This window comes from Streptomyces gardneri (genome assembly GCF_006539185.1).
In the GTDB taxonomy this organism is placed as follows: Bacteria; Actinomycetota; Actinomycetes; order Streptomycetales; family Streptomycetaceae; genus Streptomyces; species Streptomyces gardneri.
In genome coordinates this window covers 15,951-39,735 of sequence record NZ_BJMN01000039.1, presented here as the reverse complement: position 1 = coordinate 39,735, position 23,785 = coordinate 15,951, and the positions used below count along the sequence as shown (strand labels likewise).

General features: G+C 67.8%; 17 protein-coding genes, 1 tRNA gene and 5 pseudogenes. 14 read left to right on the top strand and 9 right to left on the bottom strand.

Going from position 1 to position 23,785, the window contains the following annotated elements; all coding sequences use genetic code 11:
- Positions 1-149: 149 nt before the first annotated feature.
- The 3 genes from SGA01_RS28060 to SGA01_RS28050 all read left to right on the top strand — a co-directional run bounded on the left by SGA01_RS28060 (position 150) and on the right by SGA01_RS28050 (position 3,104).
- Positions 150-590 carry a hypothetical protein gene (locus tag SGA01_RS28060; protein ID WP_229918514.1) on the top strand — a complete coding sequence of 147 codons (441 nt, stop codon included), beginning with the start codon at positions 150-152 and terminating at the stop codon, positions 588-590.
- A gap of 1,057 nt (positions 591-1,647) precedes the next feature.
- Entirely contained in the window at positions 1,648-2,241 is a 594-nt protein-coding gene (locus SGA01_RS28055) for a hypothetical protein (protein WP_141299627.1), read from the top strand.
- Positions 2,235-3,104: an ATP/GTP-binding protein gene (locus SGA01_RS28050; RefSeq protein WP_174867528.1), complete on the top strand. Its 870-nt coding sequence runs from the start codon at positions 2,235-2,237 to the stop codon at positions 3,102-3,104. The genes SGA01_RS28055 and SGA01_RS28050 overlap by 7 nt, the downstream gene beginning before the upstream one ends.
- 375 nt (positions 3,105-3,479) lie before the next feature.
- Here SGA01_RS28050 and SGA01_RS42235 read toward each other — a convergent pair whose 3' ends face one another.
- The 3 genes from SGA01_RS42235 to SGA01_RS28040 form a co-directional block, all read right to left on the bottom strand.
- On the bottom strand, positions 3,480-3,605 hold the full coding sequence (locus SGA01_RS42235; protein WP_229918523.1) for a hypothetical protein: 126 nt from the start codon (positions 3,603-3,605) through the stop codon (positions 3,480-3,482).
- A 463-nt stretch (positions 3,606-4,068) separates the two neighbouring features.
- The gene (locus tag SGA01_RS28045) at positions 4,069-4,926 is read right to left on the bottom strand and encodes a DUF559 domain-containing protein (RefSeq protein WP_167534199.1); all 858 of its coding nucleotides are present in this window, start codon (positions 4,924-4,926) and stop codon (positions 4,069-4,071) included.
- An 869-nt stretch (positions 4,927-5,795) separates the two neighbouring features.
- Positions 5,796-6,170: a hypothetical protein gene (locus SGA01_RS28040; protein WP_141299623.1), complete on the bottom strand. Its 375-nt coding sequence runs from the start codon at positions 6,168-6,170 to the stop codon at positions 5,796-5,798.
- A gap of 246 nt (positions 6,171-6,416) precedes the next feature.
- Between SGA01_RS28040 and SGA01_RS28035 the strand changes: the two genes are divergently transcribed.
- The 6 genes from SGA01_RS28035 (at position 6,417) to SGA01_RS28010 (ending at position 13,523) form a co-directional block, all read left to right on the top strand.
- On the top strand, positions 6,417-6,872 hold the full coding sequence (locus SGA01_RS28035; RefSeq protein ID WP_141299621.1) for a hypothetical protein: 456 nt from the start codon (positions 6,417-6,419) through the stop codon (positions 6,870-6,872).
- Positions 6,873-7,166: 294 nt separating this feature from the next.
- Complete coding sequence (locus SGA01_RS28030) at positions 7,167-7,655, top strand: hypothetical protein (protein ID WP_141299620.1); 489 nt, start codon at positions 7,167-7,169, stop codon at positions 7,653-7,655.
- Positions 7,656-7,802: 147 nt separating this feature from the next.
- The gene (tap, locus tag SGA01_RS28025; RefSeq protein ID WP_141299618.1) at positions 7,803-10,031 is read left to right on the top strand and encodes a telomere-associated protein Tap; all 2,229 of its coding nucleotides are present in this window, start codon (positions 7,803-7,805) and stop codon (positions 10,029-10,031) included.
- A gap of 7 nt (positions 10,032-10,038) precedes the next feature.
- Entirely contained in the window at positions 10,039-10,599 is a 561-nt protein-coding gene (gene tpg, locus SGA01_RS28020; RefSeq protein ID WP_141299616.1) for a telomere-protecting terminal protein Tpg, read from the top strand.
- A 360-nt stretch (positions 10,600-10,959) separates the two neighbouring features.
- On the top strand, positions 10,960-12,636 hold the full coding sequence (locus tag SGA01_RS28015) for a caspase family protein (protein WP_141299613.1): 1,677 nt from the start codon (positions 10,960-10,962) through the stop codon (positions 12,634-12,636).
- Positions 12,636-13,523, top strand: a complete 888-nt coding sequence (locus SGA01_RS28010; protein ID WP_141299610.1) for a hypothetical protein — start codon at positions 12,636-12,638, stop codon at positions 13,521-13,523. Before SGA01_RS28015 ends, SGA01_RS28010 begins: the two co-directional genes overlap by 1 nt.
- Positions 13,524-13,937: 414 nt before the next feature.
- Here SGA01_RS28010 and SGA01_RS28005 read toward each other — a convergent pair.
- Positions 13,938-14,011: transfer RNA gene (locus SGA01_RS28005), tRNA-Met, on the bottom strand.
- A 54-nt stretch (positions 14,012-14,065) separates the two neighbouring features.
- Entirely contained in the window at positions 14,066-15,349 is a 1,284-nt protein-coding gene (locus SGA01_RS28000) for an endonuclease domain-containing protein (protein WP_141299607.1), read from the bottom strand.
- Positions 15,350-15,913: 564 nt separating this feature from the next.
- On the opposite strand from SGA01_RS28000, the gene SGA01_RS27995 reads away from it, so the two are divergent.
- A complete protein-coding gene (locus tag SGA01_RS27995) occupies positions 15,914-18,049 on the top strand; it encodes a hypothetical protein (protein ID WP_141299604.1) in 2,136 nt (711 codons plus the stop codon).
- Positions 18,046-18,558 (top strand): hypothetical protein, encoded by a 513-nt coding sequence (locus SGA01_RS27990; RefSeq protein WP_141299601.1) that lies wholly within the window; start codon positions 18,046-18,048, stop codon positions 18,556-18,558. The genes SGA01_RS27995 and SGA01_RS27990 overlap by 4 nt, the downstream gene beginning before the upstream one ends.
- Before the next feature lie 760 nt (positions 18,559-19,318).
- On the opposite strand, the gene SGA01_RS27985 is transcribed toward SGA01_RS27990, so the two are convergent.
- Both SGA01_RS27985 and SGA01_RS43095 read right to left on the bottom strand, forming a co-directional pair.
- Positions 19,319-20,026 carry a DUF3800 domain-containing protein gene (locus SGA01_RS27985; RefSeq protein ID WP_141299598.1) on the bottom strand — a complete coding sequence of 236 codons (708 nt, stop codon included), beginning with the start codon at positions 20,024-20,026 and terminating at the stop codon, positions 19,319-19,321.
- Between the two features lie 35 nt (positions 20,027-20,061).
- Positions 20,062-20,169 (bottom strand): annotated as a pseudogene (locus tag SGA01_RS43095) (DUF6233 domain-containing protein); the annotation flags it as partial.
- A gap of 69 nt (positions 20,170-20,238) precedes the next feature.
- Between SGA01_RS43095 and SGA01_RS43090 the strand changes: the two are divergent.
- The 3 pseudogenes from SGA01_RS43090 to SGA01_RS27970 all read left to right on the top strand — a co-directional run.
- Positions 20,239-20,562, top strand: a pseudogene (locus SGA01_RS43090) (telomere-protecting terminal protein Tpg); the annotation flags it as partial.
- Between the two features lie 61 nt (positions 20,563-20,623).
- Positions 20,624-21,446: pseudogene (locus SGA01_RS27975) on the top strand (MobF family relaxase); the annotation flags it as partial.
- Positions 21,443-21,778, top strand: a pseudogene (locus SGA01_RS27970) (hypothetical protein); the annotation flags it as partial. The pseudogenes SGA01_RS27975 and SGA01_RS27970, both read left to right, overlap by 4 nt.
- A 1,339-nt stretch (positions 21,779-23,117) precedes the next feature.
- Here SGA01_RS27970 and SGA01_RS27965 read toward each other — a convergent pair.
- Together SGA01_RS27965 and SGA01_RS27960 are read right to left on the bottom strand one after the other, a co-directional pair.
- The gene (locus tag SGA01_RS27965) at positions 23,118-23,396 is read right to left on the bottom strand and encodes a hypothetical protein (protein ID WP_141299595.1); all 279 of its coding nucleotides are present in this window, start codon (positions 23,394-23,396) and stop codon (positions 23,118-23,120) included.
- Positions 23,396-23,659: pseudogene (locus SGA01_RS27960) on the bottom strand (HNH endonuclease); the annotation flags it as partial. The gene SGA01_RS27965 and the pseudogene SGA01_RS27960, both read right to left, overlap by 1 nt.
- Between the last annotated feature and the right edge of the window lie 126 nt (positions 23,660-23,785).

Below are 23,785 nucleotides of genomic sequence, written 5' to 3'. Positions count from 1 at the left end.
AAAGCGTGGGTCAACGTATTCCGTCATGTGCGGCATCCTAGCCCTCAATGGGGGAATACGAAAAGACAGGGCTTCGTATCACGCGGACGGAACTCGACAGAGGGGGAACGAACGTGACGCAGTGGCAGCACCGCAAGGCCGTTGGGGACATGCACGAACACAGGGTCGCCCACGCGCTGCGCGCCAGGGGCTGGACCGTCCACCCCTGCGGCCAGGGCACCTACCCGGAAGTCGTCCGCGAAGCCTTACGCCGGACCCGGTCCGCTCTGCGCCAGTTCCCGGACCTCATCGCCGCCCGCGCCGGCGAGATCGTCACCATCGACGCCAAGGACCGCATGCCCAGCACCGATACCAACCGCTACTCGATCAGCACCAGCACGGTCAACGCCGGCCTCCAGTTCACGGCCGTCCACGCACCGACCCCGCTGTACTACGTCTTCGGAGACCTGAAAGTCCTCACCCCCGCAGAAGTCCTCCACTACACCGAGCACGCCCTGCGTCACTCGAGCGGCGCCTACCACCTCGTCAGCACGTGTCATGCCCATAGCTTCGACAACGTCTTCGGCCCTGCAGATGCTCGAGCAGCCTGAACGGGCATGGCCGCCCCAGGCTGCCCTGTCGAGGAGCGAAACCGGCCCCGCTCACGAGTGCGGATCCGGCCGAACCCGCCCCGTGCTGCAGGGAATCCGACGTACGCGAACTCGCGGCACGGTGGTGCCCGGATTGGCGGGCATCCGACCGCCAGCGGCATCGCCCACTCCCTGCCCGTGTGGGGATGGTTCCGGTATCTGAGCTCTGTCGGTGGCGGGGGAATGGGCCTGCTTCTGGTTGCTGGCCCCCGTCGGGTCTGACGCTGTTCCCCGCCCCTGCCGGGATGATTCCACTGAACTCTCCAATTGGGGGGCTCACCCCCGCTACTCCCCGCGGGCGCCCCGCCCGCGGCCCCGGGGCGGGCCGGGGCGCCAGCCTCGCCTCGCACCCTGGGCAGAGAACCTGGTCCTCAGCTACATCATGGAAGGTGAAAGCCCGACCTGGCGGACCGCTTCCTCAGCGTTCCGGATGAGCACGAGGCAGCCCGATACCTCGAACCCCTGGCGGTCGAGGCGACCTACATTCACCGAAGGATGGGATACGCCCTTCGAACCAGACCTGGGACGTCCTTCCCACTCCAGGTCGCCCTCCTGGCGCACCAGCGTGACAAGAGCAAGGACACGACCGCCGAGGAGATCATCACCATGCGAGGCGGCTTCCGAAGAGCCACTCGGTGACAACTACCTCTGCGAAGTGCCAACTATCGCTGCGAGGCACACAAGCGGGCAAGCCCACCCGCACCCAGCCCGAGGACAGTTGCATCGGAAGGGGGCTGGAGGGTTGCTTCCACGGTTGCACTAGGAGGTGCACCGGAGGGGGGACCGGGAGTGGGACCCCCACTTTCACGATCCAGAACGTCGTGCCTGGTCAGACCCCGTGGGCAAGCCCCACCGTCACGACGACACCTCTTTGTACGCGATAGCCGTACGGAGAGGTTGGGTGTTCTCGGGCCGGGCGGGGTGGCGGTTGCTGACGGACTCACTGGATCGACTGTGACCCGGTGTGTGCGTCCCGCTACGGTGCCGTGATCGGCTCCGACTGCACGGGGGAACCCTGATGGTGACGGCTCGACACACACGCACAGCGGCGCCCGCGTTCGCGGCCCTGGCGCTCGTCCTCATGCTTGCCGGATGCGGCGGCGGAGACGGCGACGCGAAAGCGCCGGCCACCACCGCCCCGCCCACGACGTCCACGACCGCGCCCGCTCCGGCGACGTCGTCGGCCGACCCGGAGACGACGGAGAAGAAGGCCGTGCTCGCCGCCTACGGCTCGATGTGGGCGGAGCAGATGAAGGCGTACGGGAAGGCCGACGCCAAGGGCACGGCCTTGGAGAAGTACGCGAGCCTGGACGCGCTCGGACAGTTCCGTATCGACCTGGCCCGGATGAAGCAGGCCGGGACGATCGGCACGGGCAAGCTGGGGCACGCGCCGACGGTGACGATGCTCGACATGACCGGGAAACTGCCGAAGGCGACGATCGAGGACTGCCTTGACCTGTCGGGCTGGAAGGCGGTCCGGGTCAAGACCGGCGAGCCGATCCCGCTCCCGAGCAACCAGCCGCGCCGGTACATCGCCACGGCGACGGCGGAGAAGTGGCCGCAGGGGTGGATGGTCGTCACCTATGCCCCGGAGGGGGCACGCACATGCTGAGGCGCGCGGTGGTAGCCGCAGTGGTCCTCTCGGGCATCCTCGCCCCGGCTGCGCACGCGGACGGACCGGGCGGAGGGGTCTGCGACAACTCCGGGCTCCTGGTGACGGTGTGCGCCTCCGATAGCACCACGGCGCCCAGCGCGGGCGGCGGCTCGGGCTCGGGCTCGGGCGGTACGGCCGGCACTCCGGCCGGCACTTCGAGCGGCGGCTCGGCGAAGCCCGCGTGCACCTACGTTCGGCTCGAACCGCAGCCCCCGGCCGGGAACCTGGCATGGGAGGGCAAGACGGCCGAGGACGGAGCGCTCTACCAGGTGGAGTGTCCCGCCACCGGCCGCGTCGGCGTCACCTTCATCCCCACCGGCGGCGGCGCCCCTGCGCCCCGGATCGATCCGGAGGTGCTGGCGCGCCGCGCGGTCGATTCCATGCGGTTGGACGGTCCGTTGGTGGTCTCTCCGAGGGCGGCTGGGCGGTACGTGGTGGGCATGCCGATGTGGATGTGGGCCAGCCGGTCTCCGACGACGTACGGGCCCGTCACGGCTTCCGCGACGGCGGGCGGTGTCACGGTCACCGCGACCGCCCGGGTGTCCTCGATCCGGTGGGACATGGGAGACGGCACCACGGTCACCTGCGCCGGCCCGGGCACCCCCTACGACGCCACCCAGGGCAAGGCCCCGTCGCCGGACTGCGGCCACCGCTACAAGGCCCCGTCGACCGCCCAGAAGGGCGGGGCGTACGCCGGACGCGCTACCGCCACATGGACCGTGGAATGGACCGCGCCCGCTCTCGGCGATGCAGGCACCCTCACCGAGACCCGCGCGACACCGTTCACCGTCCGCGTCGTCGAGGTCCAGGTCCTCAACTGAGCGTGGTGGCCATGGCGGTGGCCCGGCTGATCCCGGCACCGCACCGGTCCCGTAGGGTCAGCGGCAGCCTGTGCCGATATGGCGTGCGCAGGTGAGGCCCGGCGCCCAGACGCGTTCTGGGAGCAGTACCGTCGGGCCGCCCCCAATCCACCGCCCCATCAGCGGTGCCGTGAGTCCGTTCTGCCTGAAGTGAGGGTGAGGACGGTATCCAGGGTTACGCGATGATGCCGGCGATGAAGACGAGAACGCCCCCGATTCCGGCGAGGAGGAAGGACAGCTGGACGTAGCGGTGCTTCTTCCACGCGATCGATCATGGTCGGTCTGTGGCTGCAAGAGGGCGGCGGTCCTCACGGCTGGTCGTCGTCGGCCCTGTCGTCAAAGCCCTCGGTGAAGCCGCGTAGGACGGGGTCGAGTTCGGCGGAGGCACCCGCACAGCGAGCAGAGCCGGACCCCGGGCCGCTCTGCCGCGCTGAGTGCCTGGTCCAGCGACAGCCGGGACACACCCTGCGGGGCCTCGGCGCAGTCGACGCCCTTCTTCGCGGGTGCCTTCTTCTTCGGCTTCGGTATCTCGTGCACGGTCGCCTCGCCCCCGCCGCCCGTCTTGCCGCGGCGTCGGGCAGGTAGGTATTCCGGCGCAGGCCGTTTACTGGGGTTCACCTGCGGTTTCCCCTCCGGTCCGCTCGCGGTGTAGCGATGTACGACCCCTGCCCAGAGCTGGACGTTAGGCACGGCGCCTACAGAACCTCGTCGGCAGACTTCCGGGATCCACCGCTGACGACGCCCCGGCCACTCCCGTCGAAACTCTGCAGCTTCTCCCCGGCGCTGGCACGCATCGCGCCACCCAGACCCTCAGCAGAAACTCGACCTCATCCGCGAGATCACCAACTCCTGGCGACCGGGGCAAACCGGATGTTGGAGGTCCCCAGGCAATGGCCGGGGACCTCCAACACTTGGTATGCAGCAGCTACTCCAAGCGCCCTGTGATGGCTGCGCGTAGGCGCTCGGTGCACGCGGCGCGGCTGCGGATCAAGTCGGATTCCCAGAACCGCAGGACGGTCCAACCGGCCTGTGAGAGCTTGCGGTCCTGGTAGGCGTCATTGGCCACGTTTCCGCGAACCCGGGGATCCTCGCGGTACTCCGGACGCAGGCCGTGCCAGTAGTCGCCATCGGCTTGCAGGATGAGCCGGAGGGAAGGGATGGCCGCGTCCACGGTCCACCGGTCCAGGAGAAGGTGCTGGCGCTCCCAGCTGAGATCCGGGGCTAGCTCCGCTACGGCCTCGTCGATGAGGGCGTAGAGGATGCGCTCCGGACGGGTCGGGGCCCGGGAGGTAAGTTGCTCGCGTCGGGCACGGGCGAGTACTGCGGACATCACGGGGTCGGTGCCCATGAACTTCACCCAGCAGGTACGGGAGCAGGTTCGCCGCTTCTCCTTGAGCGAGACAGGCACGGTGTACTGGACGCCGCACTGGGGGCACGTCTTGCTGACGCGATCCTGCTTGCCCAGGTGTCGGCAGGCGTTGGAGCAGTAGACGCCTCCGCCTTCATCGGCGACCGATTGCTTCGCCGCGAACTCGGCTCCGCACACGCGACAGGTGCAGGTCACCCGCCGCGCCGTGCACGCCTGTGAGCAGAAGGTGCCCCAGCCGCGTTCGAGGACGCTGCGTCTCGCACGGAACGGTTTCCCGCAGCTTTGGCAGGCGCGTTCGAGGGTGCCGTCGGCGAAGGTGTAGCACTCCTTGCTGCAATACGAGCCACGGCCGTTCTCGGCACGGGACAGCTTGATCTGAAACTCGGCGCTGCACTGGAGGCAGACACGGGTCACGCGGGTGCGCTGGGCGAGCCCCGAACAAGTTCTGGAGCAGAACTTCCCCTGGAGAGTGCCATCCGAAGAGGTGGGGCTCTTCGGGTAGAACGCAGCCCCGCACTGGGCGCAGGTCCGGGACCGTCGCGCGGTCGCGCTCAGGTGGCAGGCACGGGAGCCGTACGAGACGGCTCTGGCCTTTTGCTCCTTGCCCCGTACCTGGAAGGCGACGCCGCACTGTGCGCAGTTACACGTCGTCCACTCGGTGTCTTCGGTCTGCTGTGCCCGGAAGCAGGCCATGGAGCAGTACCGCCGGTCGGCCTGGGAAGGCGGTACGGAGAACTCTCGGCCGCAGCGGGAGCAGGTAAGTGAGACGGGCATGAGGCGGAGTGTTGCAGTCCCCACTGACAGGCAGCCCTTCGCCGGCTACGGGGCCCCGCTCCCAGCACTTCAAGATCATCCAGTTCGGCTGGACCCCAAGGAGAGCCGACAGCTCCTCCGCAGCAAGCTCGTTGGTCCCCACGGGGTGCCCGTTCACGGGGTGTCCCCCAGAAGCCCGGGAGCTCTCAGACAGCGATGCCCTCACGCTCCGACAGATGGGTCACGCTTGGGTCCGCGCTCCACACGGCCAGGTCCTCAAACCGCTGGCGGGCCGCGCGGCACACGCCAATTCGACATCCGTTGCCAACCGGGAGGTGACCTCGGTCTGCTCGCGTACGGCATCACTCGGGGGAGTAGGCACCGACTGGGCACGGTGCGCGCCCGTCAGGATTTCCATGGTTCGAGACTGTACGGGCGGCTTCGGACAGCGGGAGGGTCTCGGGCCTGACGGTCGAGACCACCGCCCTCTGGGTCCGTCCCGGCGTCGGCGGCGGGCCAGGGGCGCTGTCTTACGCCAGTGCCTTGCGGATCATCCCGGCGAACCCATGCGTCGTCGTCCGGTCGTCGAGCTTGCCCAGGAGGTCGGTGATCGCTGCCGCCTGGATTGCCGGCGCCCACCGAGTCTGCAGATCCATCATCGCCGGCAGGCTCTCGGCGTACACGGTCTCGTAGAAGCCGTGGTTTGAGATAACGGCCAGGCAGAACGGCACGGTGAGGCCCGGGGTCGTCTTGCGCCGGTAGATGTCCAGCCACAGGGATGTTTCGTCCGGCCTGCCGAGCACGCCCCACTTGTAATAGCCGGCCGCTTCGATGGCCTTGTCCCAGTCGTCGAGTTCCTCGAAAGGCGCGAGCGGGTCGGTGGGGAGTTGGCGCTGGACGGGCATCCGGTAGACCGCCTCGGCCCGCAGATCACCCCGCATAAGGCGGGCCCGCTGCAGGCGTTCGCGTACGACCTCCGGGAGCTCGGGAGAGGAAAGGCGTCAGTCGCCTGGATTGCCGGACACGAGGAGACCTCGGTCTCCAGGGCTGCCTTGTACGCGGCCTTGTCCGGCACTCGGCTGCCGACGGCGGAGACCGTCAGCACTCTCCTGAGGTGGTGGGCTGGCAGTCCCGAGGAAGAGGACTGAAATGTGGATGACTACTACCTGGAGCCCATCTGGGCCTGGACCCACAGGCTGCCTCGTCGGCACGCGGGCCAGCGGCTGATCGAGCAGTGGCGGACGCGGCACCGCGACCTGCTTCGAGCGCAGGAACGCCAGCAGCGGCCCAAGGCAAAGAGCGTTTCCATCGCCCTCCCGCCTGAACAGCGTCGGTTCATCGAACAGCTCGACGCCCTGATCCGTACGACGGGCCTCGAGGACGGACCCTGGCTTCTGTTCGGCAGCCGACACTCCGCAATCGAGAGGTACCGAGCGGGCGAGACGATTCCGACAGAGGACACATGTGGGTGGCTCACTGACCGGCTGGTGGCGCACTCGCCCGATCTGGACTTTGCCGAAGTGGAGCGCCGCTTGACGGCATCCGCCGAGGTCGCGAGAGCGGCGCGTGCACGAGACCGGCGCGCCGCCCGAGCAAAGCGCACGTAGATTCCGGCTGCTCCGGCTGCGTCAGGCCGCACTTCGGCTTGAGCTTCTTCTCGACGAACACCTCGTCCGTGAATTTGAGGTAGTGGCTGGGTGCCGTCGAAGCGGAAACCGTCCGGGTCGGAGACGTTCTTGCCGGTCTGGATGCACAGCAGGGCGTCGCGCGCGTAGGTGTAGTGCAAGTCGTTGGTGACGAGCGGCGGGATGCCGAGCTAGGGCAACTGGAGCGTCCCTCGTTCGGATGGCAGAAGATCATTCAAGACCCGGGCGACGGTCTTCGTGACGACACTGCGGTCCGTGTCCTCTTCCTCCTCACCACATCGAGCCCGCCTGCTCGGCGCCCTCGCCGTCCTGGCCGCCGTCTTTTTGAGCGGCTGCTCCACCGACTCCCCACCGCAGCACTCCGAGCGGCTGCAGAAGGCCGCCGGTCTGAAGACCTTCCACGTCGAGACCACCAAAGACCTGTGGGAGAAAACGTCGGACCAGAAGGGCCGGGGCGGCCCGGACCTGGAGCTGAAAAACACGACCAAGGAGCTCGACAACGGGCTGGTCCAGGTCGAGCTCACTGGGGTGAACCTGGCGAACTACCTGCGGATCCTGGACTACATGGCCCACGGCGGCACTGACTCCAAGAACCTCGGCAGGCATCACAGCGCGGAGTCCATCCGCATGTACGACGAGATCGCCGGCGTTCTCGACGGCATCAACAAGCGGCCCGACCCGAAGGACCCGCCCCCGCGCGTGGTCGTCGACACCGCCTTCCTCGAAGCGAAGGCGAAGAAGTAGCACCGTCCCGGCGCTCCTGCTCCCTGGAGCAGGAGCGCCGATACTTACCAGGCACTCCGCGCGCGAACGCCATCCGTACGGCATTCGTACGCCAAACGTACGCGCTTCGTGCGTTTTGTGGGCTAGAGTGCTCCCAGGAGGTGCTTCATGTCCGAGTTGTTCGACGCGGTCGACGCGCTGCTCGCGTCCCGCGCCACGCTCCCGCCGCCGGCGGAGCGCAAGAGGCTCCGCGCCGCGCACGGCCTGACGATCGACGAGGTAGCCACCGCGCTGAAGGTGCGCAGGGCCACGGTCAGTGGCTGGGAGTCCGGCAAGACCGAGCCCCGTCCGCCGGAGCGCGACGCCTACGCCCGTCTCCTCGACGGGCTCGCGAAGCTCTACCCCGCCGAGACCGACTCCCCGGCTCCGGCCGAGGACACGACAGTCCCGGACACGTTCACCACCCCGACGGCCCCGGCGGCGCAGGCTCTGTCAGCAGGCCAGGCGTCGGACGCTGCAGTCATGAACAAGGCCACGAACACCCAGCCCGTCGACGCTTCCGCTCCCGCCGCGCAGCCGGTGCCGCGCGCCACCAGGAGCACGTCGACGTCCCGCCGTCCCGCCGCGCGGAAGGCCGCTCCGGCTGGCACCCCGGCAACCGGCGTCGACGCGCGGTTCGCGAACGGGCCGCTCGCGGTCGTCGACGTCGACGACTCCGGTCAGGTGGTGGCGTACTGCCCGGGCGGCCTCGTCCTGGAGGTGCCGGCCAAGTCCCTGCCGTCGTTGGTGGAGTGGACGCTGACCGAGGGCAAGCTCGGGCAGCCCAAGCTCTCGGGTCCCGGCAAGGACGCCGACCCGCTTCTCGTCCTCACCGAGGCCGCGCTGGAGCGCTACGGCCTGCCGACGGCCCTGACTGCCGAGGAGCGGACCGCCGGGCGTATTCCGGAGGGCCACAAGGTCGTCAAGCAGCTGACGCGCGCGCAGTGGCAGTTGACGAAGAGGGGCTTCGGGCCGTGGGCGCGGATCTACCGCCCCGCGCAGGGCTCCGAGCGGGCCTGCGTCCAGCTGTGCATCCCGTCCTGGGACGCTCTCGACTCCCGCCACTGGGGCAATGCTGCCTCCCTGTCGCCGGCGGAGCTCGCCCGCGTGCTGGGCGTCTTCGCGGCCCGGGTGATGACGCCGCGCGGCTCGACCGCGGTGACCGGCCTGGAGCTGATGACCGCGCTGCACCCGCCGACCCGCGCCTCCGAGCCCGACACCGACGGCAAGCGGCACTCCGAGCACAACCCGGGCTCCTTGGGGAAGGAGCCGGTCGACCCCGCCCCGTGCGAGGCCATCGACGGCCACCCGCTCCTGGCGGACCTGCCGCGCTTCCACGTCCGGGGCCCCGAAGAGAAGATCTTCGAGGAGGCCTACGACTGGGCTCGGCCCCTCACCGACGACGAGTGCCTGCGGACCAACCTGGTGGGCCTCGACGTGAACATGGCCTTCGCCGCCGGCGCGAACGGGCTGATCGTGGGTCTCGGCGCACCGACCCACGTGAAGAACCCGGTCTTCGACCCGAAGGTGCCGGGGGCGTGGCTGGTCGACCTCTCCCACGTGGACATGTCGCGGGTGAAGGTCGGCAAGGAGTGGGTGGAGCTTCGCGGCGACCTGCTGCCGTCACCGTTCACGCCGAAGGGCGACCGCCCGGCCGGCCCGGCCTGGTATGCGACGCCGACCGTGGCGTACGCGCTGGAGCTCGGCTACGACGTGGCCCCGACCGAGGCGTACGTCCGGCACGACAACGGCCGCTACCTGGACAGCTGGTACAACCGGGTACGCGACGCGTACCTCGCCACGATGGCCGACCTCGGCGTCCACGCCGACACGGCCCCGGAGGACTTCCTCGCGGCGATGGACGGCTACAAGGACCGCGACCCAGAGCTCGCGATCGTCGTCTCGGCGATCAAGGCAACCGTGAAGGGCGGCCTGGGCAAGCTCCGCGAGCGGCCCCGCGGCGAGGGGTGGCGACCGGGCGAGCCGTGGCGGGCCCTGGCCCGCCCGACGTGGCGACCGGACATCCGAGCGGCGGTCATCTCCCGCACCCGCATCAACCTCCACCGCAAGATCGTCAAGCACGCGGCGTTCACCGGGCAGTACCCGGTCGCGATCCTGTCCGACTGCGTCGTCTACGCCGTCGACGGCACCAGCCCGCTGGACTTCCTGCCCTACCGACAGGGCAAGCCACTCCCGGGCGGCTTCAAGCTCGGCGTCAACCCGGGTCTGGTCAAACACGAGGGCACGCAGAGCGTCCTGTGGGGCGAGGGCGTCCGGGAGCAGTACGAGGCGCCCGAGCTCAACCTGGCCCGCTACATCAAGGCCGGCACCGTCACCGATGCCGACAATGGGGAGTAGGTAGACGATGGGTCAGTTCGGGGACGGACTGGACGCCGCGGTACACAAAACGTTTACCCGCCCGGCGCCGAAGAGCGCCGGCGCGCAGATGCGGTACCTGGTCAAACAGCTGGGCGGCACCAAGCCTGTCGCCCAGATGCTTCGGGTCTCCCAGCGCACCGTCGAGCGGTACGTGAAGGACCAGATCAAGAAGCCCCGGACCGGCCTCGCCGCGCGCATGGAGCGTGAGGTGAAAGCCCGGTGGCAGCCGCAGATCAAGGCGAAGGCCCGACAGAAGGCGGCATCGACCGGCGGAATCATCGTCGACATCCACGCCCGCTTCGGCTACACCGGGGCCCCAAAAGACGCCACGGACCAGGACCGCATCCGGCACCTCACCGTCGCCCTCCCGCCCCAACACGCCGCCCGCCTCTTCGACGCCCAGCAGCAGGGCGCCGACGAGGACGAACTGCAGCAGATCGCCGCTAACTCGCTGCGGGAGGTCTACTTCCAGGACGATGGCCGGCGCGCGGGCTCCCTGCGAGAAGTCGAGATCAACGACCTGCTGAGCCTGGAGTTCGAACTGTAGAGACCGCGTCCTTTAGCCACAGCAACAGATGAGTGTGACTGAGCGCTTTATTTGGCGAGTGAGTGTGTGAGTTGGCGACTGGAGCGTCTGTGTCGACGGTTCGGGTGAGCTGGGCGGCGCAGGCGTCGAACCGGACGGCCAGGTCCGGGACGGGGCCTGGTCGCCGAGCTCGCCGGGGCCGTTCTGAAGGTTTGGCTGCGCGGGGCTGTTGATCGTTTGCGCCAACAATGTCAGCCGTCTCCGGCCCAAGTCAGGGGGTCGTGGGCGTCAGGCACACACCATACGTTCCGCAGCCCGGCCCAGCGTGTGACCACGTGTCGTTCGCGTTACGGTCGAGACAGGGGCATAGATGGAGCAGCCATGGAGCGTGCTGTTGTTCTGATCGGAGTGCACAAATCTGGCGATCTTCCTAGGCTGGAAGCTGTCGATCGCGGAATCGATCACATGCATGACTGGGCGAAGAGTCAGGGCATTCCCGATACCTCAGTTCGGATTCTATCCGACACCGAGGGAGGCATCGTCCGAAGTTCGGCTATCTATGAGGCGGTGGAATCATTCGTTAATCGCCGAACCCTTGAGCAACTCATTGTGTACTTCTGCGGGCACGGAGTAAATAAAAACTACGGGGAGTACTGGTTGCTCTCGGACGCGCCAGACAATCCGAACGAGGCAGTCAACCTCGCTGTCAGCATGGCACTTGCGGAGCGCTGCAAGGTCCCCCACGTAGTGTTGATCTCAGATGCCTGCCGGACGGCGCCGGCGAGCATCAGGTGCGACAGCGTCTACGGGTCATCGATTTTTCCGAATCGCCCAACTGGCGGGGCAGCGGCCAGCACGGATGTCTTCTATGCTTGCAGGCTCGGCGATCCATCCTTTGAGGTCCCCGATCCCGATGTTTCGAGCGAGGCGTACCGCGCTCTTTACACCGAGGTCATCGCCAAGGCGCTGAAAGGCGGCTACCCTAAGCTACTCGAAGCTGCCGGGGATGGACGCGAGGAGTACGTGCGTCCGTTCCCGCTGAAGCATGCCCTCCCGGAGCTTCTGAGCCAGCACATCGGCGGACTCGGAGCTGCCTTGACTGTTAACCAAAGGCCCGACGGCACAGTCACCTCTGACCAGCAAGTCGCGTGGCTGTCGAGGTTCCTCAGGGGCGCAACGTCAAGCAGCTTGGGTCTTGAGGCCGCGAGCGACGACTCAGGCGGAGCAGGCGCGAGCGACGACTCAGGCGCGAGCGACAGCTCGGACACACCCGAGGAGACCCCCCCTCCAGCGGATCCAGTTTCCGCTGCCGCGGCTGCCGCCGCTGTTCGGCTCGCGCACTCGTTTGACCCAGGCGTAATCGACGCGCCGGCCGCTGTGCATGTGCGGGGTGCGACTTTTGAGTCGGTGTATCCCGGCAGGGTAGAAGCAAGCCAGCTGACCGACCAGCTCGTGCAGGTTCGGCTCACAAATCGCCAACCTGATTCCAGCGTTCTGCTGCATCTCGGTTCCGGTCACTGCGCCGTCGTTCCTGCGCTGCTTGGACGCGTGGCAACGATGACCGTCGAGGATGACCAGTTGGTTGATGTCTCGTATGCACCCCTGACCCAGGGGAATATGAGACGCAAGCAGCTTGACCCGATTTACATCGAGATGCGAGCGCGAATAGCTGCCGCCTCGCGGTTCGGTATTTCATGGTGGGAAGGAGCTTCCCCTGAAAATTTGGTAGAAATATTCGAGAAGTGCGGTGAATCCGATCCCTCTCTCGCGGTGTATTTTGCTCATGCACTGGCAAGCCTCAGCCGCCGGGATTTGGTAAGCCGACTGCAGCTGCGAAACAGTCGAATGCTCTTCGACGTCATGCTCATGGGGGACGGCTTTGATGGTCCAGTGGTTCCATTCCTGCCGCTACTTTCACGCGGTTGGGCACTACTCGGCCTGCTGACGCCAGATGTGAGGCTTAGCGCCCCGATTCCGCATAACTCACACTGGACGCTTTTCGCAGATACCGAGATTCCTCGCCTGCGAGAACTGCTGGATCTGCGGGAAGCAATGTGATGTGCAAGCTAATTCTCGTCCACGGGCGGTCTCAGCAATTCAAAAAAGCTGGCGGGCTGAAGCAGCAATGGAAGCAGGCTCTGCAATCAGGGCTAACCAAAGCGGGCGCCAGCCTAGAGATGCCGGACGAACAGATTCGCTTCCCCTATTATGGCGATACGCTACACCATTTGACCAAGAGCCTGCCTGGTGACGCACCAGATGTGATCATAAAAGGCTATGGGGAGCCAAGCGAAGGTGAGAGAGAGTTCATCGCTGCCGTCGTCGCGGAAGTGGTGAAGGCATCTGGAATATCAGAGGCCGACATCCGAGCCGCTGCAGAAACGCCCGCCATCATAGAGAAAGGCATGCAGAACTGGCGCTGGGTTATCGCGGCTTTGCGAGTCATAGACAAGATGCCCGGCCTCTCAAGCGCCAGCCTCGAACTCGCCACTCGTGACGTTTATGCCTACATGCATAACCACGGCATCCAGGCCGTCATCGAAGCCGGCATACGCAAGGCATTTACTCCTGACGAGAAGTGCGTTGTCGTCGCTCACTCGCTAGGTACGGTAATCGTCTACAATATGCTAAAGCGTGAAGCGGAAGCGCGAAACTGGAACGTACCCACCCTGATCACCCTGGGATCACCGCTGGCGGTGGGGCCGATCGTCGAAGCACTGCGTCCCATTGGTCGGCCATATGGGGTTGTCGACTGGTTTAACGCATTCGATCCGCGAGACGTGGTGGCTCTCCATCCGCTCGATTACAAACATTTCCCAGTTGACCCAGTTGTCGAGAATTTTAGCGGTATTCGCAATGAAACCCCCAACCGGCACGGAATTGCAGGATATCTAGATAACTCTGTAGTGGCCCTTCGGGTCCGAGACGCCTTGTCCAGATTGTAATTCAGGTTCACCTCGTCGAGGCTGTGCCTATCGGTGAAGCCACTCACCCCGGCCGCCGCGGGGTTCTGGGCTCAGCCTTCTTCGGCCGTTCGGCCGCGAGGCCTCTGCCCAGAGTTCGGATATGGTGCTCGGCTCACGTCGAAGGGACGCATGCCGGAACGGCTTTGGGTCCGTAGAGCCTGGCCACGGCCTGAAATCAGCAGGTCGCCGGAAGCGAGGGAGGGCAGCCGTGCACCCCACTCGCCATCGATGCGTGCCGGTGTCTGAGGTCTGGTACTGCCCGTCCGTGTCCCGATATCGAGCTAAAGAAAGATTCAACTCGCCAATTCAAGTGCTCAGTCACAACGAGGGCGCTGGCCGGGGGACAGCATGCATGAGGCCCGGATCCTGTGGATCCGGGCCTCATGCGTTCAGTAGCGGGGACAGGATTTGAACCTGCGACCTCTGGGTTATGAGCCCAGCGAGCTACCGAGCTGCTCCACCCCGCGTCGGTAGCCGCAACATTACGTCACCCGCGGCATCGCTAAGACCAGACGTCGATGTCATGCTCGCGACGGAGTGTCTGATGCCGCGCGCGGGGTCGGCACCCCGGCTTCCGGATGCGCGGCCGCGAGCGCGTGGAGGACGAAGTTCCGTACGAGCGCCGAGGTCTCGGCGACCGTGACGTCCTTCGTCCACTCCGCCTCATGCCACCAGCAGGACAGCTCGAAGCGGTACCTCCCGTGGGCGAGCTCCACGTTCTTCAGCCACGGCTCCCGCCGGCACCGGCGGGAACTGATGCGGTGGCGCTCGGTCGCCTCTACCTGCATCTGGGCGATCGCGGCGTGGTACCGGGCAGGCAAGGTACGTCGGTCCAGGCATCCGAGGCACTCCAGCAGGTGCAGCGCGGCGCCCTCATGGTCCTGCAGGAACGACTGCGGAGTGCTCTTCCCCTCGTAGGTGTTGCAGCTGCCGCACAGCGGGCCGCGGACGTAGCCGTGGTCGTGGCAGTGATCCCACGCCGCCGCCCGGGTCTCGGCGCACAGCCGGCACAGGTAGTCGTCGGCCCGGGTGCCGCGTGTGCGGGACGATTCGTACTGCACGCCGCGCAGGCGCCCGGTGTACCGCTGGAACGTCGCTCCTGAGCACGGCGGGCACAAGGTGTCGTAGCCGCGCGGGCTGGGGGTGCGCCAGCCGCCCCATCGCGGGCCCTGCGCCTGGCAGCGGCTGCAGGTCCGGGCCCGGTCAATGATGCCCTCTGTCACCTGCTCCCAGCGGTCGAGGAGTTCGGCGTAGGCCCTTGGCAGGAACAGGCTGCCGCCGGAACGGGTAATCAGCTGCAGCGGCCGGGTGTTGGCGATGGTCCGCCGGCAGTCGCTGGAGGCTGCGGCGAACTCCTCCCAGGTCAGCTCACCGGGAAGACCGTCCGGACCGATGCGCTGCCAGCTCTCATCGTTCCATTCCTCCGCTGGCCGCTCCAGCCGGTGCTTGTGGCGGGCGCGCCAGAACATCCACGCCGCGATGGTCCCCCGCCAGTCCGCCCGGCCTTGTTCCTCCGGGTCCTGCTCGTCGCGGTCGCGGTAGGGCGGGAGCTGGACTTCGATAACGTCGTCGAAGTCGATGGGGAAGTCCGTGAGAGCCCGGGCGGCGCGGCGGATGTCGCGTTCGTCGTAGGTCCACTTCGACTTGTTCTTGTAGCAGCGGATCGCGATGTCGCCAATGACGACGTGGCCGTGCTGGCGCAGCCGCACCATGCGCACGAGATCGTCCAGGTCGAGCGGGACGGCGGAGCCGGCGGAGATCTCCGCGAAGTAGGTGCGGGCGAGCTTGGGGCTGATCTGGGCCATGCCTGGATGGTGACAGCGAGCTCTGACAACACCGACCCAACAGCCGCACACATGCACGGATCGCCGTACGGTCGTCCGATTCGAGGAGGCCAGCGTGACTCACGCCCACCAGTCCAGACAGAACCACTCCACCGTCGTTCGATAGCACCTTCACGGGGACGCCCAAGATCACCTGGTGGGCTGTCAATCCGCAATAAAGCTCGGCGAGTTGTCTGATCATGCGATAGAGTCGCCCAGTCGGACAGGCATGCCTGCGCCGACCGCGCACACCGCCTCGGCTATTCGGAACCGCATCCCTCGCACACAAAAGGCAAGGGGTGAAGAGCGGCTGGCACCCGTCATTGGCGGGAGTCCGCGTCCATACCAGGACCGGCCGACCAGCAGCTCGCCTGGTTTTCGGGGAATGCCGGACGGCGCTGATCGAGCCGGACCAAGAGCCGGTACAGAGAAGCGACGGCGCTCGCCGCCCCCTGGGGCCGGCGCGCAGCGGGGTTCCGAGCACCAGCCCGGAACCGTGTGGGACCACGTCCCCTACAGCGCGCCCGTCTCGAGAGGGTGACTCAGGTGGCTTACCACAGCCCCGAATTCGAAACCTACGGCGACGAGCAGGGCGGCGCTCTGCCCCCGATCCTGCGGCGTCCGGACTCCGTACCCGGTCCCGTGCCCGTGACCCAGCTCCGTTCCGTACGCAAGGGGCTGCTGGTCAACCCCCGCGCCGCCCTCGACGACGAGGCAGCCAGCACCATCACCTCCGGCGCGGTGAACCCCGACGTGCTCGGCGCCCTGACGGCCGTTCACGGCAGTAGCGACTCTGCAGTCAACCTGCTGGTACCCAAGCCTGTCGTCAACGGCACCCTGTACGTCACCGCCCCGCACCAGCGGTTCACCGACCTGGACGTGCTCCCCGACTTCACGAACCAGCGCTGGCTGCACCAGCAGCGGACCGCGATGGACATCGTGCCGCCGGTAACCGCGGCGACGACGTACACCACGCACCACGCGACCATCGACGGCGAGCGGCGTCCGCTGGCCATTCTCGAGGTGCGCATGCGCGACCGCGCAGCCCTCGCCAAGGCCGTGACCGAGAGCATGCGTCAGACCATCAGCACCCACAAGGGGGCGAACGACTACACGGACAGTGTGCTCCAGCAGGGCGTCAAGGAGCCGGTGATGCTGTTCGTCGTACGAGTGGTCTACGACGATGGCACCGCAGAGACGTACCTCGTGGCCGGCGACGGCAACAGCAGGCTGGTGAGCATGTGGCTCGCGCGGACCGGCGGCGACATCGACGCCGCGGCGGCGGCCTGCGTGAACACCGTGATCGGGCCGGTCGGCCGCGGCGGCCGCAAGGCGGCGGACTACCGCGCCGCCCGCCGTGACGTCGAGCTGATGGCCGACCGTGTGCGCCGGGGCCTGGCCGAGGCGGTCCTGACGGAGGAAACCCGCCGCGAGGGGCACACGCTCACCCTCCCCGCAGTTGTCGTGGTCGGCGGCCGCGACAAGGACGGCGGACACCTCGGCGACCTGGTCACCGCCCGGGACGACCTGCTGGCCAGCATTCACATCCACGTCACCCCTTGGGCCGACGCGGCCCAGCACACCCAGGGCATGCAGCGCGTGTACCGGCGCGCAGCGGCCGCTGATGTCGTCTCGGCGGCGACCTCGCGCGTGCTGAGCGGAGACGTCGGCCCCGCCAAGATGCACGAGCTGCTCGGCGTTCCCGCACACAGGCTCTGGTCCGCCGCCGTCCACCAGCACACCGTGCTCGCCGGTGCTGCGGAGAGCATGAACGAGCTGATCCGCTCCGAGTTCGGCCGACGGAAGATCGACCGGCAGTGGCTGAGCGAGCGGCTGGCCACCGTCGCCCTGTCCGCCTACCGCAGCCAGGAAGGGCTGGAGCACGTACTGCGCGCCTTCGGCAACGGTGGAAACATCACCGACACCGTCTGGAAGACCTCCTGGACCCTGACCGCCGGTGCCGACCCCCACGCCGTACTCGACGAGGTGCTGGAGCGCGCCGTGAAGGGGGAGCAGAGCGCCGTCGCGGAGCTCACGGTGCTCGGCGGTACGGCGGCCATGCTCGCCGGTCTCATCACGCGCGACCGCGGATCCAAGCTCGGCGTCGAGCGCAACGACCGCAACGCGCCCTTCCGGGCCACCCCTAACCGCCTGCTGACGGTGCTGTCGCGCACGGTCGGCGGTCTGCGGATGCTGCACTCCATCGCCTCGGCGCACGTGGCCTCCGACGCCTCCGTGCAGCCCAAGATGTTCCACACGCGTACGCACGAGGTGGACGGGGTTCTCGTCCAGGACGGCGACCCGGTCACGGACCGGGCCGGCGCCCAGGTGACGCTGGTCTACGAGTGGGACCTGGTCTTCGCTGCCGATCAGAAGCAGGCCAAGGAGACCATCAGCTCCACCAAGCAGAGCACCAGCCAGTCCGGCGGCGGAGAAGCCGACGGTACCGGTGAGGCCGAGGACGTCAGGCTGCGCCGGCTCCTGGACACCTCCGTCACCGGCGCCATGAAGGCCGCCCAGGGGCTCAAGAGCCTCGTCTCCACTCAGGGGCGCGACGTGTTCGGCAGCGCCGAAGGGGTCGACGAGCTCACGGACCGCCTGGAGAAGATCACGAAGATCCTGATCCGGAACGCCCCGGAGCCCGCGGTCACGGTCAGCTTCGATGACGAGGACGACGAGTGAGCGGGGGCCAGCCGCGGATTCCGGCGCGGCTGCACCGCGAGGTCGCCGGTACGGCGCGGCTGCTGAAAGGTCTCGTACACCCGTCGCTGCCGCTCACGCTCGAAGCTCCCACCGGTGTGGCCCTGGAGTACCTCGCCTCGCGCGCCCTGCCTGATACCGTGCGCCGCCAGATCCGCTGTCGCTCTGCGGTCTACACCGCGTGGGACGTTCAGGGCCAGTGCCGGTACGTCGGCAGCGTCTGCCGCGGCGGGGCAACGGCCGTCGGTGACCGGCTGGCGGAGCACTTCCGTTACGTGGCCAAGGGGCAACGGCGCCGGGCCGACTGGGCGCTGCTGACGGTCATCCCCATCCGGCCCGATGCACCGCTCGACGTTGTCCGGGCGGCGGAAGGCTGGGCAGCGCGCCGCCTGGCCCCGCTCGACGGCAGTGCCCACCCCCGGATCGAACTGGACCGCCCGCCATCGGTTCTCGCCCGGGAACTCGACGCACACAGGCTTGTACACATCTGAGCCTACAGGGCAGAGGGTCGGACGCTGCGGAAGTCCGCGTCGGCCGACCCTCTGCCTGAAGTGAACGAAGCCGGCACCGGGCGAAACGCTCCGCCTGGTGCATGCCAGCACCCCTCGTTCTCGGTCCGAGGATGGTACGTCCGAGCGGCCCCGCCCGGACCCCGCGTACGAGGCCCGGGAAGCACGTCTGCGCAGACCACAGGCTCTTGCTTCCATGAGTCCCTGCGAGAGAAGGACTTCCAGGCCACGCCCTGCCCAGAATGCGGGAGCTACCGAATCGAGGGCACCTACAGCACATCCGTGGGCGTCCGGTACGCGGTGCTGCGCACCACCGTGGACTGCAAGGACTGCCGCAGCGAGATCCGGGCGCGCGAACCTAGCCCGGAAGAGCCGTCCGAGCGCTAGTCCTCGCCGCCGAAGCCGCGGTCGAAGCCCTTGAGGACCGGATCGAGTTCGGCCGCCGCGCCGCACAGGCAGCACAGCCGGGTGCCCGGGTGCTGCGCCGCGTCCAAGGCCCGGTCCAGGGTGAGATCTACTTCCAGGACCGCGGCCGCCGCGTCGGCGGCCTCGAGTTCGACCCGTAGGAGAAGAGCAGGCCGTCGGCCTTATCGGATCACAAAGGTGCAGGTCAGAGCCCGGGTGGGCTGCATACTCCCTTCCCGATCCTGGCGGATTCTGCTAGCGTGCGTCTCGCAGGTGGCCGCGCAAGCTGTCGCCCGTATCGCCTTAGACCCCGCCACTGAGCGGGGTCTTCGTGCGTCTAGGGGTACCAGACGCGCTGATGAACCACCCGAGGCTCGACTCTCGACCAGAGCAGCCGGTTGGCCTTCTTGGCCCGCGGATCGTTGTCCGCCGCGATGTGAACGCGGTGATGGAGGAAGGCAACGAGGTCGACGGCTTGAAGCAGCCGACTCGCCGAAGATGAGGCGAAGTGCATGGTGTCGACCACGGTGGTGATCTTCCGCGCCTTGTAGCCCCAGGTCCCAGTAGTCCGGTAGTGCCGCAGCTCTCGTCGGTAGTTGTCCTGTCCCTCGCACTCATCGGCGATGATCAAGGCCAACTCATCATGCCGCTTGGCGAACTCGTCCACACGCTCCAGCAAGTGCGTAAGCGTGATCGAGTGCGGGTGATCATGATTGCTGCCATAACGCTGCCGAAGACCGACGAGGTCCACACCAGTCAGAACGATCTTTACGTCGTGGTCTGCGATGGCCTGGAGGGCGTCGGCGTAGACACCAATCCGCGCCCTGGCCATGCCGGACAAGTGCTTCCAGTCCCCCTTGGCATGGAAGATGTCATATCCGTGCAGTTCGGTCTCCGGGGGTATCTGGCCGTAGGCATCAACGGCCTTCGCAACCACCTCATCGAGGGCTTCGGTAAGCGATATGGCCTCGGTTGCAGGGCAGAGCACAGCTCCGAGGAAGTACACCTCAGCCGAGTGGCTCTCATCGACGTATGTCAGCAGCACAGCGATAGATTATGCGGCGTCTCGGGCCGCACGCCTCAGCTTTCGAAGCCAGCATCGAAGCCCTTGAGGACCGGATCGAGTTCGGCCGCAGCCCCGCACAGGGAGCACAGCCGGGTGCCCGGGTGCTGCGCCGCACAGATGGCGTGTGGTGATCACGGCGGGCTTCCCGGACAGGCCGGTGCGGAACGCGAGCTCGCCCGGGCTGGTGTCCGATCAACGACTCACAGCAGCTGGCCCCGGGCCGCGGCAAGGTCCTGGCCGCCCTCGCACGGGCGGAGCGGAAGGCTTTCACCCGGCCCGCGCCGAAATCCGCAGCCCAGATGAAATTCCTCCTCACGCGCTCAAAGGGCTCGACCAGGGCCCTGGCCGAGCGCCTGGGCGTCTCCCGCCGCACGGTGGAGCGGCTACCCCGCCGGGACCCTGACGCCCCCGCAAAAGCGGTTCCAGGCCACCCTATGGAGGAGACCGAATCCGAGTGGCAACCGCAGGTCAGAGCCCAGATTCGCGAACAGGCGTCCACCACCAGCGGCATGATGGTGGACGTCACGGCGTACTTCGGATTCGTCGGCAAGGGCAGCTCGGACGACGGCCGCGAGCCGTTCCGAGCTGCTGTCGCTGACCGAGCTGCGGACGCGGTGGCGCACCTCGGCGATCCGGGCGTTCGGCGCCTGCACCGTCTACCGGCTCGCCGGACGGGTGCGGGCGGCGGCCGCGGCGGTGTGGGCGCGGGCGCGGCCGGTTGTCGATGTCGTCCTGGCGGCCGTGGACACCGTCGCCGTGGTCTACGTGATGCGCGGCGCTTTCGCGCGCCACCACCTGCTCGCCGAAGCCCGCCGCCACCTCGCCTACGCCCTGCGCGGCCGCCGCCATGAACCCGGCCTGGACGAACGGATCGTGCAGACGGTCGTCGACGACTACACCCGCCCCGTCGGGCGCGGTCGGAGGATGACCGCCGACCTGCGCCCTGTACCCGCGCGACACCGAGGACCAGGCCGTGCTGCGCCCGCTGACCCGCAAGCGGACCGCCCCGCCGTACGAGCGGGCCCGCCTCGCCGCCGACGCCCTGGCCCGCCCGGTCCACGCGGTGCGCCGTGCGGAACGCCTGAACTCCCGGCCCCGGCTGTACGCCGTCGCCGTGCCCACCGCTTCGAGGTCGTACCCGCGGCCGTTCCGTACCGGCCCGAGGGACGGCCGCCTCCTGGAGCCGGAGACCGGCGTCGACACGGTGGAACGGACGCGCCAGACCTTGGAAGCCGCCGCCGCGAAGGTGGCCGCCACGCTCCAGGACAGCCGGCGGTCGCGCGAAGCCGCCCACGGCCCCCGACCGCAGCCCACCCGGGCGACGGCCCCGCCGCCGCACACCCAGCAGCAGCCCGGCACCCAGCACACGCCGGGCCGAACCGCAGGAGGAGTCGCGTGAACACCCCGGAAGAACGCCCCAACCCCGACGACGCGCTTGCCCGTGCCCGTGCCGCCCGCGAGCAGATGGCCGCCGCGCTCACCGAGGACCAGGAGCCGGATCCCGACGAGCCCCTGGGCTGGCAGCCGATCTGGAAGCGTCCCCGGAAGCCGAAGTCGAAGGCCGCGAAGAAGGAGGAGCTGCGCAAGCAGCGCAAGCGACTCCAGGAAGCCGCGAAGCGCCGACTGGCCGCCTCGCAGTCGCGCCAGCCCCGACCTCGGCAGAACCGGATCGGCAACGCCGCCGCGCGCCGCGACGCCCGCGCCCTGTCCCGAGTGCGGGACTCCACTAGTGGCACGCATCAGACCTTGGAAACGATCCAAGGCAGACCCATGGTGACGACCAGACCGCCGAGGCCGGTTGCTGCACCAAGGACTACCCGCCAGACCAACTGCTCGACCCGGCGGCGACGCCGGGCGGACCGCACAGAGGTATAGGGCAGCTCCTGCCGCTCAGGACGGGCCTCTATGTCCGCGCCCCCGACCCGAAGCTGACGGCTGGCTACGCGATGTCAGTACGTTGAGACCGTGGCCGACAACGAGGCAGACCGCAGCCCTTTCCTAACAACATGTCCTGAATGCGGCGAGAATGAGTGGAGGGAGCCGTATCCGCCCGAGCGTGGTCGTGGGCGGCCGAGGGTCTACTGCTCGGAGGCCTGCCAGCGAAGAGCGAGACGGAAGTTCACGGCCCCGTACCAGCCCGGTGAAGACCGCCCCTGTGCCCACTGCGGTGAGAGCTTCGCCCCCCGGGCCACGACCGGCCGGCCGCCGCAGTACTGCTCACCCAGCTGCAGGCAAGGAGCCAACCAGCAACGCAAGTACGACGACTACCGCGCGTGGTCTCAGGTCGCAGCCGTCACTGCTCGCCTGGCTGACCTTCGCGACGACATCCACTCAAGGCGGACCCGGGGATCCGTCAAGGAGCTCCAGGACCTTGAGGCCGAGCTCAAGTCCCTGCTCACCGTGGTGCAGTACAGGCTCCACGCCGCATCCCTGGACGGGCCGCCGAATTAACCGCAGTTTCGTCAATGACGAAACTGCGGCGGAAAATTGTGGACCCCCTCCAGCGACCCGAACATCTTTGTAGCTCGCCCCGCGAGTTCTGAGTCCGACACCACTCCTTAAGGAGAGGTGCGGGCTCTTTCGCTTGTCCGGAGCCCTGCACCTTCCCCTCAGGAGTGCAGGGCTCCGGGCACTCCGCCTGGGGCTCACAGCAGAGCCTGCTCGCCCCCACCTGGACAGTGCGGCGAGCAGGCCCGAGCCGAAGGGCACAAGGATGAACACCTGGCACCTCGACCTGAACGCCATTGTCTTGCTCCTGGTCGGTCTCCTGGCTGCATACGCGGCCCACAAATGGAAGGAATTGGCGACACCCATCACCGTGGGCGCCATCGTCGTGACCCTCCTCGTCCTCCTGCTCCAAGGACAGGGAGGAGACACCCCTGAACAGCGCGGTGAGCAGCCGACCTGCTCACCGCGATCGGCTCCCGACTGCGACAACGGCAGGCCGAGTCGAAGCTGAGGAAGCAGTGACCAGGCCCTGCGACCCACGTTCAGGGCCACCGCTGGCTCTGCTTACGTCACAGGGCAGCGTTTCGGCAGCAGTTCGGGAGAGACACGCGCCCGCGCCGTGCTAGCGGGGGACTTCGGCTCCGCCGCCGCGGGCGGCGGCGGCCAGGACGGTGGTGTGGAAGCCGGTCAGGGCGCCGTCGGGTGCGGCGGTGGGGCTGCCGATGAGGGTGTACCACTCGTCGGCGCCGGTGTGCTGGACGGTGACGTCGACGAGGCCGCCGGCCTGGCGGTGGGTGCGGATGGTGAGGTCGCCGGTGATGACGCCGACCTCCGCGGTCATCGCTCCGCCCGGGCCAGCGGTGACGTTGCCCTCCAACGCCTCCGGCTCGGGTGTGGTCATCAGCTGGCGTCGCAGGTGTCGAGCATCTCGTACAGCGCGGTCTCCTCGTTCTCGGTGACGTTGAGCTGGTAGACGTGCTCCACGTCGATCCAGGCCCGCGAGTAGGTGCACCAGTAGGCTCGCAGCGGAGGCTTCCACAGGTCGGGGGTCTGGTCGCCCTTGGACCGGTTCGACGCCGCGGAGACGGCGATCAGCTGCGAGTGCTGCAAGTCGTTCGCGAAGGCCTTGCGCCGCGGGGTGTCCCACAGGTCGGCGCCGGCGCGCTCCTGCAGGCGCTCGGGATCTTCCAGCGGGCTACACCCGACCAGCTCTGGAAGCTGACCCGCCCCGGCAACAAGCACGACCGGCTCGTACGGGACAACCTCCTGGATCTGCAAGACCACCACCTG

Coding starts and splice junctions, on each gene's coding strand:
- SGA01_RS28060 (WP_229918514.1), top strand. CDS start 150: ATGCACGAACACAGGGTCGCCCACGCGCTGCGCGCCAGGGGCTGGACC.
- SGA01_RS28055 (WP_141299627.1), top strand. CDS start 1,648: ATGGTGACGGCTCGACACACACGCACAGCGGCGCCCGCGTTCGCGGCC.
- SGA01_RS28050 (WP_174867528.1), top strand. CDS start 2,235: ATGCTGAGGCGCGCGGTGGTAGCCGCAGTGGTCCTCTCGGGCATCCTC.
- SGA01_RS28040 (WP_141299623.1), bottom strand. CDS start 6,170: ATGCCCGTCCAGCGCCAACTCCCCACCGACCCGCTCGCGCCTTTCGAG.
- tap (WP_141299618.1), top strand. CDS start 7,803: ATGTCCGAGTTGTTCGACGCGGTCGACGCGCTGCTCGCGTCCCGCGCC.
- tpg (WP_141299616.1), top strand. CDS start 10,039: ATGGGTCAGTTCGGGGACGGACTGGACGCCGCGGTACACAAAACGTTT.
- SGA01_RS28015 (WP_141299613.1), top strand. CDS start 10,960: ATGGAGCGTGCTGTTGTTCTGATCGGAGTGCACAAATCTGGCGATCTT.
- SGA01_RS28010 (WP_141299610.1), top strand. CDS start 12,636: ATGTGCAAGCTAATTCTCGTCCACGGGCGGTCTCAGCAATTCAAAAAA.
- SGA01_RS28000 (WP_141299607.1), bottom strand. CDS start 15,349: ATGGCCCAGATCAGCCCCAAGCTCGCCCGCACCTACTTCGCGGAGATC.
- SGA01_RS27965 (WP_141299595.1), bottom strand. CDS start 23,396: ATGACCACACCCGAGCCGGAGGCGTTGGAGGGCAACGTCACCGCTGGC.